This window comes from Pseudoalteromonas sp. MB41 (assembly GCF_020966275.1).
GTDB lineage: Bacteria > Pseudomonadota > Gammaproteobacteria > Enterobacterales > Alteromonadaceae > Pseudoalteromonas > Pseudoalteromonas lipolytica.
In genome coordinates this window covers 92199-110476 of sequence record NZ_JAJJZF010000015.1, presented here as the reverse complement: position 1 = coordinate 110476, position 18278 = coordinate 92199, and the positions used below count along the sequence as shown (strand labels likewise).

Genomic DNA, 18278 nt, shown 5'->3' with positions numbered 1-18278 from the left:
TTAACTTAACTTTGTGTCCTTGTCCTTCAAATTTACGACCATAATAGTGAGCGCTGCTACAAGCTTCCATACATATAATCGCTTCTGGATGGTTCACTATAAATGAAAGCATCTTGCGTTCAGTCATTTTCTCATTCGACTTTAAAACACCGAACTTATTAAAGAAAGCGACTTGAAAGACTGTTTTGGCTAAATCAATCGTTATAGTGCTAGACTGTGTCATGGTATGGGCTCCTTTTTGTTTGTCACTTTCACCTTAGTCGATTTTGACAAAGGTGGGGAGTCCATACCATTGAGTTGCGAGTTGCGAGTTGCGAGTTGCGAGTTGCGAGTTGCGAGTTGCGAGTTGCGAGTTGCGAGTTGCGAGTTGAACAAGATTTTGTTTGGGGGGAGGATAAAGCAAGTGGTTAAAAGCTATTAACTAACTTCTAACCACTAAATGTGTGTGATCACAGATCAGTGTGATCTGACTTCTGAAATCTAATGTCTAACTTCTTATATTTAGAATCTTTTTGTTAAACCGCTTTAAGGTGTATTTCTGTAGGGTTAACCATTTGCGTTACAAAATCAGTGAATTCAGCACCTAGCTTTTCATCGCGCATGCTGTATTCAACAATGGCTTTTAAGTAGCCCAATTTATCACCACAGTCGTGCGCACGGCCACTCATGTGAAAAGCCTCAACAATTTCGTGCTTCATTAGTTCATCGATTGCATCGGTTAATTGAACTTCGCCGCCAGCACCTGCTTGTGTTTTAGCCAGTAGTGGCCAAATAGCTTTCGACAATACATAACGACCAACAACGGCTAAATTAGATGGTGCTTCTTCTGCGCTTGGCTTTTCAACCATGGTCTTAATAGGGGCGCTTTCGCCCGCTTTAATTTTTACACCGTTTATGTCGGCAATACCGTATTTGCTCACATCATCAAAGGCAACAGGTTCAAGCATAATTTGGCTTGCTTTAACCTCTGTAAAACGCTTGATCATCGCAGCAATATTCTCAGTTTTTTGATCTGCCGTATACGCATCTAAAATTACATCGGGCAATACAACTACAAAGTCGTTATCGCCAACAATCGGCTTAGCACACATTACCGCATGACCCAACCCTTTAGCCTCACCTTGGCGTACATGCATAATGGTTACATCTGCCGGGCAAATAGAGCGCACTTCTTCAAGTAGGGTACGCTTAACACGTTTTTCGAGTGTTGCTTCAAGCTCAAAGCTCGTGTCAAAATGGTTTTCAATGGCGTTTTTAGAGCTATGCGTTACGAGTACAATGTCTTTAATGCCTGCAGCCACACATTCACTCACAATGTACTGAATAAGTGGTTTATCTACTAATGGCAACATCTCCTTTGGAATTGCTTTTGTCATTGGCAGCATGCGAGTGCCCAGCCCTGCAACAGGGATAACTGCTTTCATATGTTTAGTCCATTATTTAATGATTTATCTACAATATTACCAAACTAACAGTTCAAAAGTAGATACAAACTGAATGGTTTTTAATTTAATTTTCTAATAAATATAATAGAAAAATTGTTACCTATAAAAGCTAGCTTTCATAGGTATTATCGCGTGCAATAGATTTCACGCCTTCATCAAACCGTAGGCGGCATGCTTGGTTGGCGCATTAGAAACACCATACAGTGCAAAAACCACTATTTGTTATAAAAATCTTTATACCAGCTGATTAAATCAGCTACACCTTGTTCTACCCCAACCGCAGGCTTGTAGCCTGTTGCAGCAAATAAGTCTTTCGTATCGGCATAAGTTTTATAAACATCACCCGCTTGCATTTCGCGGAAATTCTTTTTAGCTTCAATATCTAACTCAGACTCAATAGCTTCAATAAACTTCATTAGGTTTATCGGGCTACCATGACCAATATTATAAACCTTAAATGGCGCAGAACTTGATGCAGGCGAACCTGTTTCAACCTTCCAACTATTGTCACGTTCTGGCACTACGTCTGTTGCTCTAACAACCCCCTCAACTATGTCATCAATATAAGTAAAATCACGCCACATATCGCCATTGTTGTTAATATCGATAGTGTCACCATCGAGCATTTTTTTAGTAAAAATAAACGGTGCCATATCTGGGCGCCCCCATGGGCCATATACTGTAAAAAAGCGCAACCCTGTGGTAGGTAAATTGTATAAATGAGAATAGCTATGGGCCATTAGTTCATTGGCTTTTTTGGTTGCAGCATAAAATGAAACTGGGTGATCAACACTATCAGAAGTTTCAAATGGAGTCTTTTCGTTTAGGCCATATACAGAGCTTGAAGATGCGTATACTAAGTGCTCAACTTTAGTATGGCGGCACCCCTCTAACACATTCAAAAAACCTACAAGATTAGAATCAGCATAGGCATCTGGGTTTTCAATCGAATAGCGAACTCCTGCCTGTGCTGCCAGATGAATAACACGGTCAAACTTCTCGCTAGCAAATAGCTCAGTCATTTCAACTCGGTTGGCTATGTCTAGCTTGATAAATGTAAAGTTTTCATGTCGTTCAAATTGCGCCAAACGGGCATGTTTTAAGTTTACATCGTAATAATCGTTTAAATTATCAACACCAACAACAGTATGACCTTGCGCTAGTAATTTTTGACTTGTAGCTGCGCCAATAAAGCCAGCTGCGCCTGTAACTAAATACTTCATGCTAATCCTTTTGCTTAAAGCAAGTAGGAAACTTACTTTAAAATTTATTAACTTACTTTTTATTAATCGTTGCCAAATAAATCGCGCGTATACACTTTATCAGCTACATCAAATAACTCATTATCCATTCGGTTAGAAATTATTACATCTGATATTTGCTTCAACTCATCAATTGACTTAACAACGCGAGAATTAAAAAATGCTTTATCAGTAAGGGTTGGTTCATAAATTACAACATCTATTCCTTTCGCTTTTATACGCTTCATTACCCCCTGAATGGCCGAAGCTCTAAAGTTATCCGAGCCTGATTTCATCACTAATCGATAGATACCGACAACTTTAGGATTACGATTAATAATCGAGTTCGCTATAAAGTCTTTCCGCGTCGTATTAGCATCAACAATCGCGCGTATCATATTATTAGGTACATCTTGATAGTTAGCCAATAACTGCTTAGTGTCTTTTGGTAAACAGTAACCACCATAACCGAAAGACGGGTTGTTATAATGTTTACCGATACGAGGGTCTAATCCTACCCCTTGAATAATTTGTTTAGCATCTAAACCATGGCTTTCAGCATAGCTGTCTAGCTCATTAAAGTAAGCTACACGCATTGCAAGATATGTATTCGAGAATAGCTTGATTGCTTCAGCTTCAGTTGAGTCGGTAAACAAAATATCAATATTTTCTTTAATGGCCCCTTGAGCTAACAAGTTGGCAAATACCTCGGCACGCTCTGAGCACTCACCAACAATAATACGCGATGGGTGCAAATTATCGTAAAGCGCTTTACCCTCACGTAAAAATTCAGGCGAAAAAATAATATTACTAGTGCCAAACTTCTCTTTAACAGATTTAGTGTAACCTACTGGTACCGTAGACTTTATAACCATAGTCGCAGTAGGGTTTATTTTTAATACATCACTAATCACAGACTCAACAGAGTTAGTATTAAAATAATTAGTATCTGGATCGTAATCTGTTGGGGTGGCAATCACAACAAACTCTGCACCAGAAAGCGCAGAGTTTTTATCTGTAGTTGCGTTAAAGTTAAGTGTTTTATTTTTTAAAAAATCACTAATCTCTGTATCTACTATTGGTGATTGTTTGTCTTTTAATAGCGCAACTTTTTTTTCATCTATATCTAAGGCAACCACCTTATTATGCTGCGCTAGTAACATTGCGTTCGACAGGCCAACATACCCTGTACCGACTACTGCAATTTTCATTCAGTTTTCATCCTTTAAATAAAATCGGATTAACATAAATCGATTTCTTAAAATTTTATATTATACGAACTATTAATTCTTTAAATTAACTACCTTGCCTTGCTCTGCAAAGTCATTGATATTATGGCTTGATGTTTGTTTAGCATTCCAAACCAGGTCACAAATACCATCGGTTGGGTTAAAGCCGGTTGGTGCGTCTAACAATAATTGTCTTATGGTTTCGTGATCAAAGTTATGACAAGCGATATCAAGCGCCTCTAAAAACACATTAAGCTCTGCTAGAGGCAGCATAACTTCATTTGCTGTCATAATACGCTCATGCGATGTTTCGCCTACATTGTCACCAATTAATAGCTCTTCGAACAGCTTTTCACCAGGGCGAAGGCCAGTACACACTATTTCTATATCACCATGCGGGTTGTTTTTATCTTTTACTTCAAAGCCAGATAAACGAATCATTTTTGTGGCTAAATCGATAATTTTTACCGACTCACCCATATCAAGTACAAATACATCGCCCCCTTTGCCCATTGCACCAGCCTGAATTACTAATTGTGCGGCCTCGGGGATGGTCATAAAAAAGCGAGTAATATCCTGATGAGTTAACGTTATTGGGCCGCCTTCACGTATTTGCCTACGGAACAATGGCACTACCGAGCCACTAGAGCCTAAAACATTACCAAACCTTACCATACAAAACCGCGTGTTATGGTTTTTACCTTTATTTTGGGCCAAGCCTTGCAAACACAGCTCTGCCATACGCTTTGTAGCCCCCATAACATTAGTAGGGCGCACTGCTTTGTCGGTAGATATAAGCACAAAGGTTTCAACTTTGGCATTTACAGCAGCTTTAGCCGTGTAATAAGTACCAAAAACATTATTGCGTACACCTTCAACAACATTGTGCTCTACTAAAGGTACATGCTTGTAGGCTGCAGCGTGATAAACGGTTTGTACACCAAACGCTATCATTACTGTTTCAATTCGGTTAATGCGCTGTACAGAGCCCATAATTGGGATTAGCTCAACATTAAGTTGGTTATTAGCGATATACTCTGCTAATTCTTTTTCTATTGAATATAAACCAAACTCACTTAACTCAAACAACACAAGCTTGGTTGGTTTTTGCTTTACTATTTGGCGGCATAACTCAGACCCTATTGAGCCACCGGCCCCCGTTACCATAACCACTTTATTTTTAATATTAGCGGCCAATAAATGCGCCTTTGGTGCAACACAATCGCGACCTAATAGGTCTTCAATTTCAACATCTCTAAATTCAGAAAGCTTAGCTTTACCCTCTATTACATCGGCCATACCAGGAATAGAAAGCACCTTAATAGAAAGCGGCTCAAGTTGCGCTAAAATTTGTTTACGACGCGCTCGACTCTCACTTGGCATTGCCAGTAAAACCTTACTTACTTTACCTCTGTTAATTAGGTCGTAAATATCTTTAAAGGCAATAACAGGAATACCTTGAATAATAGAGCCTTGCTTTGTTTCGTCGTCGTCAATAAAGGCGCGAACAAAGTACTCAGGTCCTGCGCCTAGCGCTGTGGCTAATTGGCGACCCGACGAACCCGCACCGTAAATAATAACCGACTCTTTATTTGCTGTTGTTAATTTACCAATCATCGCACGTACAACAATACGTGCCCCCCCCACTGTAAGTAAGCACAGCCAAGCAAAAATAAACGGCATAGTACGCGGGATTTCTACACCAATAAAAAAAGCAAAAAGTACCAAAGCAACCGTACTAATAAGGGTGCCAAGTACAATGGCCCACAAAGCTTGCGAGTTCATATAACGCAGCACTGCACGATACAAACCTAAATTAATAAAAGTAAACAGTGCAGTTGGCACAAGTAGTAAAAGCAACATCCAGTTGTCTGTTTTACTAAGCGGTGCAATGCTATCGAGCCTAACTATTAACGCAAGCCAAAACGCTGATATTATAAATAGCGAATCGATAAAAAGAGTAATAATGCGCTTAGTTGCACGCGAAGAATTTAAAATAGAGCGAATAATATTATCCACAACAAGTTCCCTGTCTTGTTTTTGCCGATTAACATACCAACCTAAGCTGACTGGCTGCTTAACAGTTGTTAAATTTTCATGAATTATAGCTGAACCAAATGAATCTAGCCACCAAACTAATACAATATCATTAGCCTTTGATTTTTATAAAAATTTAATTTAAATCTTGGGCGCGAGTCTTCTTGCACCTCAGTGGCCACCTAAACTTTGGTTACTATTTAACACGATCACCGCTCCCACTCCCCGTAACCGTCATTAAAATATATTTAAAATAACTCGATAGAGTAAGGGTATCGATCATTTCACGATCCGTTTTTGCGAGGAGTTCTGGGGTAGACATATCAATTTCGTTTACTTGAGCCAAACCAGTAATACCTGGGCGGACAGAGTAAACATTTTTAGCTTCGCGTGCTAGTGTTAGCTCTTCTTGGTTAAATAAACCTGGGCGCGGGCCAACCAAACTCATTTCACCTTTCAGTACATTCCAAAGTTGTGGTAACTCATCTAACTTTGTTTTACGCAAAAAACCACCAAAAGGTGTAATTGAGGCTGTACTTGCTAAGTGGCTGGCAACAGAGGCTGTATCAACCTTCATTGTCCTGAATTTAACAAGAATGAACGGTTTTTTATATCGCCCCACACGTTCTTGCTTAAAAATAGGTGAACCTGTATCAAACAAGCCTATAACGTATAAAATAACTAAAAATGGTAAAGCTATAAGCAAACCAAATAAAGCAAAGAAAAAGTCGAGTAAACGTATCATTTTATAAATCCATTAGTTTCTTGTTAAGAGCGTTTAGCAGCAAGTTTAAAGCCATGTTCGACAGAGTAAGGCGGAGACCAGTTAAGCGTATTTTTTGTATGTGTTATATCTAACTGAAGTGAACCCGTTAGCCTGTCAACAACATCTTTTTTACCAAATAATCTACCTGCTAATTTAAAGCACCAAACAGGCACTGGAAGCGCCAAGTTTGGCTTGCATTGAACCTTTGCCATTAGCGCGACCATTTCTGCCGTTGATAAATCGTGATCATCACTTACTAAAAATACTTGATTAGCGGCACTCGGATGGCGTATGCAAACTTGTATTAAATCGACTAAATTATAAACTGATACTAAACTTCGCTTATTATTATTAATTAGCCTAAATGGTAACGGAAACCCTTTGCTAACTAACTTCATTAATGAAGCAAAATTAGCCTTAACACCTTCGCCATACACAAGCGGAGGACGTATAATTACTATTTCCATACCTGATTGCTTGCCAAGCTCTAACAATTGCTGTTCAGCCTCTGCCTTTGATATACCATAAGGATCTTCAGGAGCAGGGCTATCACCTGCACAAAATGGTGATCTATTTGTTGTACTTTCACCATTAACTTTTATTGAACTCACAAAAACAAGACGCTTGACCCCTGCTTCTACAGCTTGTTTAGCTAAGTTGAGTGTACCAATACTATTTACGGCCCTAAATTCAGTTAAAGGATCCGCTGAAGTATCATTCATTATATGCACACGAGCAGCTATATGAATTACGCAGCTTACACCTTGCAGTGCTTCCTTATAATTCGAATCAGCATCTATGTTATGTTTATAAACATTGCCTAAGTCTGAATCTTTTCGGCCAAGGAGTTTGATTTTATATGACTTTTTTAACTCCTTACAGAGCAAGCTACCAACAAAACCTGTATAGCCTGTCACTAATATCTTAGTCAAATTTATTTCCTGATTATTTTTTTGAACTTAAAAATTTAAATAAGCTACTTAGATACCAACGAAAATGTTTAGAAAAAACACTTCTATTTTTATATTCACCTTTATGAACAGCCTTTACTCGTTTCAGAAATTTGAGATAAGTCCCCACCTTTTTTAATCTGTAACATAGGTCAACATCTTCGTAGTACATAAAATATTTAGAGTCAAAACCGTCAACGGTACCAAACATTTTAAATGTTATACATAGGAATGCTCCTGAAGCCCAATCAACTATAGCCTTATTTTCTAAAAGTTCCTTTTTATAAGGTCTATTAATAGGTTTAAGCCTTAAAGGGTTGAGTAGATCAAAGCAAGTTGCAAAATAGCGAATTGAGTTTTCAGGTTCGATATAGTCATTATCTTTGTATAAATTAGGAGCCAAAAAAGTATCAGTCGTAGTATTAAGTTCAGTAATCAACTTTTTAAATTCATACAAAGTTATTTCAACATCTGGGTTCAGGATGATAAACCAGTCATTATCATTTGCTAATAAGTTTTTTTTTGCAAAATGAAATATATAGTTATTATTATCTCCAAAGCCTAATATTTTCGGAGTTGTAACATATTCAAAACCACTTTCTTCCGCATAGCTTTTCAGTTTGCTATCTTTGATATTATCTTTTATAACAACAGTAACTTCTGGAATTTCAACAATAGATTTTAATGCTAGATTATTGACGATATAGTCGTAATGCCCATGGGATACTATCCCAACTATTATTCTTTTCATATAAGTTTCATTCCTTGAATCAGTGAAGCTCTCCAATGCAATTGATTTAAGTTTTTACTATGTTGCATCAAACTAAACACAGGGCGTTTTGCAGGTGTTGGGTAACTATTTGAAGAAATAGGCTTTATTGATATTTTATTCTCAAGTTTACCTGCTTCATATGCGATTTCTTGAATAGCAACTGCAAAGTCATACCAACTCGCGACACCTAAATCACTGTAATGATAAATCGGTTCTAAGTTTTCTTGCTCAACCAGTTGCCATAAAAATTGCGCTAAGCCTTTTGCATTTGTAGGGCTTCCTATTTGGTCATTTACTACATTTAGTTCATCTTTTTCTACCATTAAACGCAGCATCGTTTTTACAAAGTTATTACCGTGATTCGAATAAACCCACGATGTACGTACAATTGCTGAATTTTCAGGGCAATACTTCGTAATGGCTTGCTCACCAACCAATTTAGATGCACCATAAACATTAATTGGATTAGGTATGTCATCAACGCTATAAGGCGTGTTCTTGCATCCATCAAACACAAAGTCCGTCGATATATGAATGAAACGAATACTATGCTTATGTGCTGCTTTTGCTAAATGCTCAACAGCTGTCGCATTTATTAGATAGGCGTTATCTTTATCCGATTCTGCTTTATCTACCGCTGTATACGCTGCAGCATTTATAATAACTGCAGGTTGAAACACTTTTATTACTGTTTCAATGCTCGTAGGGTTAGTAATATCAATGTTTTCGCGGCCAAAAGCCTTAGCATTTATATTACTAGGGCACGTTTGCTGTAACTCCCATGCAACTTGCCCATTTTTACCAATAATTAGCGCTTTCATTAATTACTACCTAAACGCTCACGCTGATAAGAGCCGTCTTGCACATTTTGGCACCATACTTGGTTCTCTAAATACCACTTAATGGTTTTTAAAATACCAGATTCAAACGTTTCTTCTGGTTGCCAACCCAACTCTTTATTAATTTTAGTTGCATCAATAGCATAACGAACATCATGACCTGGACGGTCTTTTACAAACGTTATAAGCTCTTTAAAATCACTTAAGTTTGCTGGTTTATCCGCAATAAGTTCGTTTAGGTGGTTACAAATCGTTGTTACAACCTCAATGTTTTGTTTTTCGTTAAAGCCACCGATATTGTAGGTTTCACCAAGTTTTCCTTCAGTTACTACTTTATAAAGAGCGCGGGCATGATCTTCAACAAATAACCAGTCACGTACTTGCTTACCATCACCATACACTGGTAACTGTTTACCCTCTAAAGCATTTAAAATAATTAATGGGATTAGCTTTTCAGGGAAGTGATAAGGTCCATAGTTATTTGAACAATTAGTTAAAACAACTGGTAATTGATAAGTTCTATGCCAGGCTCTAACTAAGTGATCAGAAGCAGCTTTAGATGCTGAATATGGAGAGCTCGGCTCATAAGAGGTTTCTTCAGTGAACAATCCTGTTTCACCTAAATCGCCGTACACTTCATCTGTTGAGATGTGATGGAATCGAAAAAGTGCCTTCTTGTTACTTTCCAATCCTGTGTAATAACTGCGAGCTGCTTCAAGTAATTCGTATGTTCCGACTATATTCGTTTGGATAAACTCACCCGGACCATCAATAGAACGATCCACATGGCTTTCTGCCGCTAAATGCATTATAAAGTCAGGTTGGTACTGTGCAAATACAGAGTTAATATGTTCGCGGTCACAAATATCACCTTGCACGAAATTATAGCGAACACTATCCTCTATTGAGCATAAAGATTCAAGATTGCCTGCATACGTTAATTTATCGAAATTAACAACTGTATGGCCAGTTTTTTCAATCAAAAAACGTACTAGCGCAGAACCAATAAAGCCTGCACCACCTGTGACAAAAATTGTTTTATTCATTTTACGATTCTCTTAAAAGGCTGGAGCATTTGCTAGTAATAAACCAGCTTCATCTTTTGCAGACAATAAAGGATCTTTGCCATCGACTAAAGGCCATTCAATATTTAAAGCGGGATCATTCCACAGAACACTTTGTTCAAATTGAGGGGCATAATAATCTGTACACTTATAAACAAATTCTGCGTTTTCACTAGTTACATAAAAGCCATGTGCAAACCCAGCTGGGACCCATAATTGGCGCTTATTTTCCGCATTTAGCAAAACACCTACATGTTGACCAAATGTTGGGCTATTTTTACGCATATCTACAGCGACGTCGTATACTTCACCTTGCGTAACACGGACTAGTTTCCCCTGTGTTTGCTCTGTTTGGTAATGCAAACCACGTAATATGCCCTGTGCTGATTTACTGTGGTTATCTTGAACAAAGCTTACATCTGCAACATGCTCTCGAAACCAGTCTTCACGAAAAGTCTCTAAGAAAAACCCTCGCTCATCACCAAAAACCTTAGGCTCTAAAATTTTCACCTGGGGAATGGCTGTATCAATAATGTTCATGAAAACACCTTTTGAGATAGTAAATTTAGCAAATACTCACCATAACCACTTTTGCGCAAGGGTTCTGCTAACTCACGTAACTGTTCAGCACTTATATACCCCATACGATAAGCAACTTCTTCGGGGCAATTTACTTTTAAGCCCTGACGTTTTTCGATAGTTTCGATGAATTGAGCTGCTTGTAGCAAGCTGTCATGTGTTCCAGTATCTAGCCATGCGGTGCCACGCCCCATAATCTCAACGTTTAATATTCCTGCTTTTAAATACTGCTCGATAACATCTGTGATTTCTAACTCACCACGAGGTGAAGGTTTAACATTTTTTGCATATTCAACTACTTTATTGTCAAAAAAGTATAAGCCAGGCACAGCGTAGTTTGATTTTGGCATTGATGGTTTTTCTTCTATTGAAATTGCTTTACCTTGCTCATCAAACTCAACAACACCATAAGCAGTTGGATTAGCAACATGATACCCAAACACTGTTCCACCAACTTCTCGGTTAGCTGCGTTTTTAAGTGACTTAACTAAATCGTGACCGTAAAAAAGGTTATCGCCGAGAATAAGAGCAACATTGCTATCACCAATAAACTCTTCACCCAATAAAAATGCTTGGGCAAGACCATCAGGTGAAGGCTGTACTACATATTCAATATTAATGCCCCACTCTCGGCCGTTTCCAAGCAACTCTTGAAAACGAGCTTGCTCTTCAGGTGTTGTGATTACTAAAATATCTTGAATACCTGCATTCATTAACGTAGCAATCGGATAGTACACCATTGGTTTATCATAAACGGGCATTAATTGTTTACTTACCACTTTTGTTAGTGGATACAGCCGAGTTCCGCTTCCACCTGCCAAAATAATACCTTTAGTCATTTACTCTCCTAAACTTTTCCATTCTTTAGCATTAAAATCATAAATTTTAATCACTTTAGCGGGCGCACCTGCCACAATAGTGTTTGGCTCTACTGATTTAGTTACTACTGAGTTAGCTGCGACAACTGAGTTTTCACCGATTGTAACACCTGGCATAATGCTAACACCTTCACCAATCCAGCAATTATCTCTTAACTCTACGGGAGAGTGACTAAGGGGTCTTTCGACAACTTTTGAATCAGGATCTGATTGATTGTCCCCTGAATATTGCCCATGATTGTGATCAGTAATAAAAACTCGACTAGCTATAAGGACATTATCACCAAAAACTACTTTATCGACAGAAGCAATATGAACAAAATCATTAATCTGACAGTTTTCTCCAAATTTAATAAGTGTTTTACTTCTATTCCCCCCTGGAAAAGCATCTATTCTGCAGTATTTACCTGTTGTAAAACCACTACCAAAATTGATATTTTTCTTATTACGGATTACTATAGGCAACCTAATTAATCTAGCATTACTAAAAAAAACTTTTGTATAAACAAAACTTATGAAAGTTTTGATGAGATCACTTAATTGATAACCTTTCATAGTTTAACTCTTATAGACTTATAATAATCAACTCTTTTTTTATGTAGATTACTATATAAAAAATCACTTGCTCTAATAGCATTAGCCTTTCCTAGTCGAAGCATTTCTTCCGGTTCAGATGCTAAGGCATATATTTTCTTCGCAATAGCTGTAGAGTCATCAACCTCAAATAAAACTTCAGAGTCAAGTATTTCAAAAAAACCAGGTAGTTGAGTAGCAATACAAGGTAGAGAGTAAGACATCGCTTCTATTGTTGCTCTAGGTATGCCTTCAGCTAAACTTGGTTGAATATATAAATCACAATTCTTGAAAAAATCATCAAGCTCACTGTTGTTTAATATACCTGCGAACTGAATAACATCACTCAAGCCTTGTTTTTCGACTTGTGATTTCCAATCTTTATCCTGATGACCACCACAAAGAATAAATTGGAAATTCAATTTTCCATTTAAAATTGCCGCAACTTCGATAATAGTTTGAATACCCTTTCGTTCGTTTAGTCCGCCTGCAAAACCTAATATTAGTTTTTTGTCGTACTCTCGAGTAAGACTACTAGGTACGATTTCATTTATATTAACATTACTTGAAACTAATGACTCCCCCTTGCAGTAATACTTGGCTTTTAAATATTTTGATACATAAGCAGCACCTAGTGCATTAGTAATAATCCTTGGTGTTAATTGCTTTAGCAATTTACCAAAAATCTTGCCTCCCTTTTTCTTATCAAACATATTTGTATCGCCTGCAACCTCAACAGTATACTTTCTTTTAAAAAGCAAGCAAAGCAAGCCGAAATATGTCCCATTAACACTAGGAGTTGATAATGTAACCAAATTAAAACTTTTAATACAACACACAAACCTGAATAAATTTAACGGGTTAAACAAACGTGCATACCCACCATTTTCACGAAAAAGTAGTTTGATATTTTCATTTTCTATTTTTAAAAAACCTCTACTTAAAGCGACCTCCTTTGTCACAAATTCTGTACGAGAAAAAATTGTAACTGTATCAAATCCAGACTCAAAAAACCTGTCAAAATATTTTTCAGGCAATCCAACAGCAGTATAAACACCACCATTTTGGTCATAATAAAAACTAAAGTCATGAACGTACAAAACCGAAAAAGACAATTAAACTTTCCTTCTAGAATATATGTAAACTTTTCCATTATATAAACGTGCAATAACCAACAGTGACAGAGGGATACCTATTTTCTTAACTGCAGCAGAAAACACAGCGCCAAAATCACTTCGTATACAATAAAGAAATGCCACAACTAAAATAATATAAATTATCATTGAAATATTATTGCCAAAAGACTTTCGATAGAAATAGAGCATAAGGGACATAATTAAAAATCCAAGCGAAAAAACCCCAACTAAGCCAAAATTCACGTAAGCTTCTGCAACTATTGAAAAGCCTTTATTTGTTACATAATTACTCTCAAACCACTGCAAACCTGTATCATTTGCTTTAATAAAGAAACTGTAGCCCAAGTCACCTAAGTAAGTTAACCCGTATAAATGCTGAATATTACTATCATTAACTAACGCAAGATTTCTTCCAGTTGAAATAAACTCATTTTGCTCTAATACGCTAACAAGTGAAGATATTTCTCTTAATTGTGTACCTTCTAGGCTTTCCCTTACAATCCCTAATAAAAATAATAAGAAAAAAATAGAGCATCCAAATAATAAAACCCTTTTAAATGAAACTGGTTTGTAATAACTATAGAGAAAAAATGAAGCGACAATAGGTAAAACTAGCTGATCTCTTTCACCAAAAAAAATAAAACCAAAAAAACCGAGAGTTATAACAAATAGAAATAGTGACTTATTAAAAAAACCCGTTTTTACTATCAAAGAATTCATAATATACAAATAACAAAAATAAACTCCTCCGAAAAAAACAGAGAATGAAATCACCCCCGAAATCATTCGCTGCTCTTTTGACATACCTAAGGCTGACAACAATTGAACATAAGAGTATAAATAAAGAGCTATAAACAAAAAGAAAATGATTTTTATTTCAGTAATACCAAAATAATAAACTTTATGCCTCAATAAGTCGACCGTACCTTTCCTACCCCCTATAGGAGATAATAAATAACTAAATACCATTCCAGATAAAAATATAATAACCTGCGTGGTTGCACTAATTACACTATCAAGACTAACACCATAAGTTCTATCTCCTCCAAGATAGAAATAGATTGGAAAGACAATATGGTATAACATAAAGACTATTGGAAAATATACTAAAGGTGATTTCCAATCATTATTTTCTACAACCCCTGCAAGTACCAAAATAAAACATACCAAGGAAATACCTAAAATATTAACTACTAGAACATCTCCTATAGTAAAAACAAGTACAATCAACAATAAAAATAGAACTGCCAATCGCAAAGTGAATATATAGTTAAACAATAGCTAATTCCCTATTCTTCTTTATAGTTTTTAAAACCTCAAAATACAAGAGAGATGATTTCAATAAGTAGCTAACGAACAAGGCTAATGAAACCCCCAACAAATTAAAATACCCTCCCAAAACATAGGATAGAATAAACAAACAAAAAACTGAAAATACCATCGGTTTAATAATTTTTTTATAATACCCGGAAGCTAGTAATGAATAGCCTAGACAACTACCAATATACATTGGTATCGAAGAAAGTGAGATCAGGAGTATAACTTGCCTATCAAACATAACCTCCTTACCATAAATCAGGGTAAGTACTTCCTGACCAAAGAAAAAAGCAAGTAACACACCTGAACCACCTAAAATCATACTGAGAACAACTAATCTGTGTGTTAAATGCAAAAAGTTATTGAAATCTTTATTGCTAAAGAACAAAGACAATTTTGATATAAAAATCTGGCCTAGAGAAGTAACAACTAACTGAGAAACTATTAATATATATACGATGCTGACATACTGCGCTAACACCTCATAGCCAAATAAAAAGCTGACCACATATCGCTGCCCATTTACAAATAACGAGTCTAAAACTGCAACAAAACCTAAAGTATAAGTAGATAGAAAGACAACCCTAGCTTCAGCTAACACTAAAGGCTTACTAAAAATAAAGTTTAATCCTGATTTGAAGTCAATTAGCATTATAACAATTAAGTTAATCAAACAAATTGATAGTAGCACTCCAAACAAATTTAGCTCAGAGATAAAATAAATATAAGCCATAAGAAAAGAGCCAACAACACCTCTTATAAGCAAAGATAGTGTTAATTTATCTAAGGATTGTTCTCTTTGATAAAAGCCGTACTTTAAATCTACAATAGAGTCTATCAATTTGATTAAGCATATGAATAATGTGATTGCTAAATTATTCATTGTTGGCGCATAGGAATTAGAAAGACAAGCAACCATAATAGTCAGGAATGTAGCAAGTACCCCTGCGAAAAACCTAAATTTGAAATATAGAGACTCTTCGACTGCTTCTTTGACTTTTGATGCAATAACATTTCTAAACTGAAAACTCAGTAGTAAAAATATAGGTGCGCTCAAAGCTAGAATAAAAGCATACAACCCAGCAGCATTCAAGCCTAACTTCCGGGTTATAACAATTAATACTAGCCATTGATAAAAGGCATATAAAAAATTTGCTGAAATCAGAAGTAGTTTACTTCCAGTAAATTTCATTTGCCTTACCTATTTATATTCGTAATTGTAATAACCATAATAGCCGTAAGCATTACTTGCTTTTCTTACTACACCATTAAACACTACACCTTTTACATCAATGCCATTTTGCTCAAAACGGTTACGGGTTAGCTCTATTTCGCGGGCATGGTTTTGACCAAAGCGTGTTACGAGCAATGTTGTACCCGTGTGAGCACTGACTATTGCTGGGTCTGTTACCGCTAAAATAGGAGGGGTATCTATTATTACAATGTCGTATTTACCACTTACCTCAGCTACTAATTTACTAAAGTTACTGTGCATTAGTAGCTCAGATGGGTTAGGCGGTATTTGACCACGTGTAATTACGTCGAGGTCTTGCACTTGCGAGTGCTTAGTGATTTGCTCAAGGTTTAAGCGGCCAGATAAGTAATCACTTAAGCCATCGTCCCATTGCATGCCAAATTGGGTTTGCAAATAACCTTTTCGCATATCGGCATCGATAATCAGTACTTTTTTACCACTTTGTGCTAGCACCGTTGCAAGGTTAACCGATATAAACGACTTACCTACACCGGGGCTTGGGCCCGAAATAGCAATCAGGTTGTTTTTAGACTCCATCATCGCAAAGTGTAAGCTGGTGCGTAGGCTACGTAATGCCTCGATTGATAAGTCAGCAGGGTTATCAACCGCCAGTATGGTTTTAGGCTTGTTACGGCCTTTTTTAGCTTTGCTAAAACCGGTAAGTTTATCTTGGTAGTCTGAGTACGGTACGCTTGCGTATACAGGCAGGCCTAGTGCCTCAATTTCGTTAGGGTCTTCGACCCCTTTATGTATCGCTTTTTGTATTAATACAATAGCTACAGCGAGCATGCCACCCAGCATTGTTGCCATAACAACAATCAGTGCTTTTTTAGGTTTAACCGGTTTTGAAGTATTAACCTCAGCGTGGTCAATTACACGTACATTACCTACCGTGCCTGCGCGCACAATATCAAGCTCTTGCGTTTTACTTAAAAGCAGCGTGTAAATTTGGTTGCTTACCTCAACATCGCGTTTTAAGCGTAACAGCTCTTGCTGAGTTTCGGGTAGGTTGCCTACTTCGCCCACTAGGTTTTGCTTTTGTTTTTCAACCGCTTCAATTTGTTCAAGTACCCCTTGGTATGTTGGGTGGCTGTCTTTAAATTTACGGCTTAGCTCTAGGCGTTTTAGCTCTAGCTCTTGTAATTTAGTTTCAAGCTCAACCACTTGCTCTAGTACGCCTTGCGTTTCGAGAGTAATATTGATTGATTGGCGTTTTATTTGGTAGTCGTTAAAACGCTGCTCAGCGTATTCAAGCTGCTTTTTAACCTCGGGTAACTGTACCTCTAAAAACTCGAGTGACTTTTGTGCCTCGGCGCTATTGCGCTCTACATTTCGGCGCACATAAATAGCGGCCACTTTATCGAGTACTTTTTCGGCGTAACCCGCATTTTCGCTTTGTAAACTTAAGTTAATAATGCCTGAGTCTTTGCCTTTTTCGCCTGCACCAATTGCAGCCTGTAAATCTAAAATAGTATTTAAACGGTCTTGACGTAAAAGCGTAAACTCGGTGCCAGGGCGAGCAATTAAACTGCGAATTGTTAGGTTAAATTTGCCATTTGTTAGCTCTTCGCCCACCGTACCTTTTAAAATAACGTCGCCGTCACCATTTAAAAGTGTAAATTGTTTATTATTGCCAGTGCCTTCGTCTGCAACTAAGGTAAACTCTTCACCAATAGCTGAACGCGGTACGTCAAACCTAAATACGTTTATGCTCTCACCACCCCAGGCATAGCTACTTGCCCCAAAACTAGGCTCTGCTAGGTCACCACTTTCTACAGGAGTAAACTTACGGAACGCTCTGTTACCAATTATAGGAAACAGCTTTGGTTCAGCAATAACATCGAGCTTTAATGTGTCGACGGCTTCGCCAATGACAGAGCGCGATTTTAGTAACTCTATTTCGGTTACCGCAGCCGAGGTACTTTCGAACATGCCGGCCATGTCATCAAAGCCTGGTACCGACGCCCCTCCGTCTTCAACTTGTATCATGGCCGTTGCTTGGTAAACCGGAGTAGAAAAAACCGCGTAAAACACACCTACAGCCATAAACGCTGCCGTAATTGCCGCTATAAAGTATTTGCGGTCAATTAGCGCGCCTAATAATGCCATTAAATCGATTTCTTGGCTTGCTTGTTCTTGTTGGGTTCTATTTTGTTTATTTGCTGCTAATGCAGTGGGCTGAGCATTCATGTACTAG

General features: G+C 37.4%; 16 protein-coding genes and 1 pseudogene. All 17 read right to left on the bottom strand.

What is annotated here, in order from left to right; all coding sequences use genetic code 11:
* Positions 1-223 (bottom strand): annotated as a pseudogene (locus tag LPA49_RS14750) (IS110 family transposase); the annotation flags it as partial.
* Positions 224-515: 292 nt separating this feature from the next.
* A complete protein-coding gene (gene galU / locus LPA49_RS14745; protein WP_230236955.1) occupies positions 516-1424 on the bottom strand; it encodes a UTP--glucose-1-phosphate uridylyltransferase GalU in 909 nt (302 codons plus the stop codon).
* Positions 1425-1660: 236 nt separating this feature from the next.
* A complete protein-coding gene (locus LPA49_RS14740; protein WP_230236952.1) occupies positions 1661-2668 on the bottom strand; it encodes an NAD-dependent epimerase in 1008 nt (335 codons plus the stop codon).
* 62 nt (positions 2669-2730) lie between these two features.
* Positions 2731-3897 (bottom strand): nucleotide sugar dehydrogenase, encoded by a 1167-nt coding sequence (locus tag LPA49_RS14735; protein ID WP_230236949.1) that lies wholly within the window; start codon positions 3895-3897, stop codon positions 2731-2733.
* A gap of 72 nt (positions 3898-3969) precedes the next feature.
* On the bottom strand, positions 3970-5934 hold the full coding sequence (locus tag LPA49_RS14730) for a polysaccharide biosynthesis protein (protein WP_230236946.1): 1965 nt from the start codon (positions 5932-5934) through the stop codon (positions 3970-3972).
* A gap of 214 nt (positions 5935-6148) precedes the next feature.
* Positions 6149-6697, bottom strand: a complete 549-nt coding sequence (locus LPA49_RS14725) for a sugar transferase (RefSeq protein ID WP_230236943.1) — start codon at positions 6695-6697, stop codon at positions 6149-6151.
* 23 nt (positions 6698-6720) lie between these two features.
* Entirely contained in the window at positions 6721-7650 is a 930-nt protein-coding gene (locus tag LPA49_RS14720) for an SDR family oxidoreductase (protein WP_230236940.1), read from the bottom strand.
* Between the two features lie 13 nt (positions 7651-7663).
* The gene (locus LPA49_RS14715; RefSeq protein WP_230236937.1) at positions 7664-8419 is read right to left on the bottom strand and encodes a glycosyltransferase family 2 protein; all 756 of its coding nucleotides are present in this window, start codon (positions 8417-8419) and stop codon (positions 7664-7666) included.
* Entirely contained in the window at positions 8416-9261 is an 846-nt protein-coding gene (gene rfbD / locus LPA49_RS14710; RefSeq protein WP_230236934.1) for a dTDP-4-dehydrorhamnose reductase, read from the bottom strand. The genes LPA49_RS14715 and rfbD overlap by 4 nt, the downstream gene beginning before the upstream one ends.
* A complete protein-coding gene (rfbB, locus tag LPA49_RS14705; RefSeq protein ID WP_230236932.1) occupies positions 9261-10325 on the bottom strand; it encodes a dTDP-glucose 4,6-dehydratase in 1065 nt (354 codons plus the stop codon). The genes rfbD and rfbB overlap by 1 nt, the downstream gene beginning before the upstream one ends.
* 12 nt (positions 10326-10337) lie before the next feature.
* Positions 10338-10883 carry a dTDP-4-dehydrorhamnose 3,5-epimerase gene (gene rfbC / locus LPA49_RS14700; RefSeq protein WP_230236929.1) on the bottom strand — a complete coding sequence of 182 codons (546 nt, stop codon included), beginning with the start codon at positions 10881-10883 and terminating at the stop codon, positions 10338-10340.
* Positions 10880-11761: a glucose-1-phosphate thymidylyltransferase RfbA gene (gene rfbA, locus LPA49_RS14695; protein WP_230236926.1), complete on the bottom strand. Its 882-nt coding sequence runs from the start codon at positions 11759-11761 to the stop codon at positions 10880-10882. Before rfbA ends, rfbC begins: the two co-directional genes overlap by 4 nt.
* Positions 11762-12355 (bottom strand): DapH/DapD/GlmU-related protein, encoded by a 594-nt coding sequence (locus LPA49_RS14690; protein ID WP_230236923.1) that lies wholly within the window; start codon positions 12353-12355, stop codon positions 11762-11764.
* The gene (locus LPA49_RS14685; protein ID WP_230236920.1) at positions 12352-13488 is read right to left on the bottom strand and encodes a glycosyltransferase family 4 protein; all 1137 of its coding nucleotides are present in this window, start codon (positions 13486-13488) and stop codon (positions 12352-12354) included. The genes LPA49_RS14690 and LPA49_RS14685 overlap by 4 nt, the downstream gene beginning before the upstream one ends.
* A complete protein-coding gene (locus LPA49_RS14680; protein WP_230236917.1) occupies positions 13489-14787 on the bottom strand; it encodes an O-antigen polymerase in 1299 nt (432 codons plus the stop codon).
* Positions 14780-16018: a lipopolysaccharide biosynthesis protein gene (locus tag LPA49_RS14675; RefSeq protein WP_230236914.1), complete on the bottom strand. Its 1239-nt coding sequence runs from the start codon at positions 16016-16018 to the stop codon at positions 14780-14782. The genes LPA49_RS14680 and LPA49_RS14675 overlap by 8 nt, the downstream gene beginning before the upstream one ends.
* A 9-nt stretch (positions 16019-16027) precedes the next feature.
* Positions 16028-18271 carry a polysaccharide biosynthesis tyrosine autokinase gene (locus LPA49_RS14670; protein ID WP_230236912.1) on the bottom strand — a complete coding sequence of 748 codons (2244 nt, stop codon included), beginning with the start codon at positions 18269-18271 and terminating at the stop codon, positions 16028-16030.
* Positions 18272-18278 lie beyond the last annotated feature (7 nt).

Coding starts and splice junctions, on each gene's coding strand:
- LPA49_RS14690 (WP_230236923.1), bottom strand. CDS start 12,355: ATGAAAGGTTATCAATTAAGTGATCTCATCAAAACTTTCATAAGTTTT.
- rfbA (WP_230236926.1), bottom strand. CDS start 11,761: ATGACTAAAGGTATTATTTTGGCAGGTGGAAGCGGAACTCGGCTGTAT.
- rfbD (WP_230236934.1), bottom strand. CDS start 9,261: ATGAAAGCGCTAATTATTGGTAAAAATGGGCAAGTTGCATGGGAGTTA.
- LPA49_RS14675 (WP_230236914.1), bottom strand. CDS start 16,018: ATGAAATTTACTGGAAGTAAACTACTTCTGATTTCAGCAAATTTTTTA.
- LPA49_RS14670 (WP_230236912.1), bottom strand. CDS start 18,271: ATGAATGCTCAGCCCACTGCATTAGCAGCAAATAAACAAAATAGAACC.
- galU (WP_230236955.1), bottom strand. CDS start 1,424: ATGAAAGCAGTTATCCCTGTTGCAGGGCTGGGCACTCGCATGCTGCCA.
- rfbC (WP_230236929.1), bottom strand. CDS start 10,883: ATGAACATTATTGATACAGCCATTCCCCAGGTGAAAATTTTAGAGCCT.
- rfbB (WP_230236932.1), bottom strand. CDS start 10,325: ATGAATAAAACAATTTTTGTCACAGGTGGTGCAGGCTTTATTGGTTCT.
- LPA49_RS14735 (WP_230236949.1), bottom strand. CDS start 3,897: ATGAAAATTGCAGTAGTCGGTACAGGGTATGTTGGCCTGTCGAACGCA.
- LPA49_RS14715 (WP_230236937.1), bottom strand. CDS start 8,419: ATGAAAAGAATAATAGTTGGGATAGTATCCCATGGGCATTACGACTAT.
- LPA49_RS14740 (WP_230236952.1), bottom strand. CDS start 2,668: ATGAAGTATTTAGTTACAGGCGCAGCTGGCTTTATTGGCGCAGCTACA.
- LPA49_RS14725 (WP_230236943.1), bottom strand. CDS start 6,697: ATGATACGTTTACTCGACTTTTTCTTTGCTTTATTTGGTTTGCTTATA.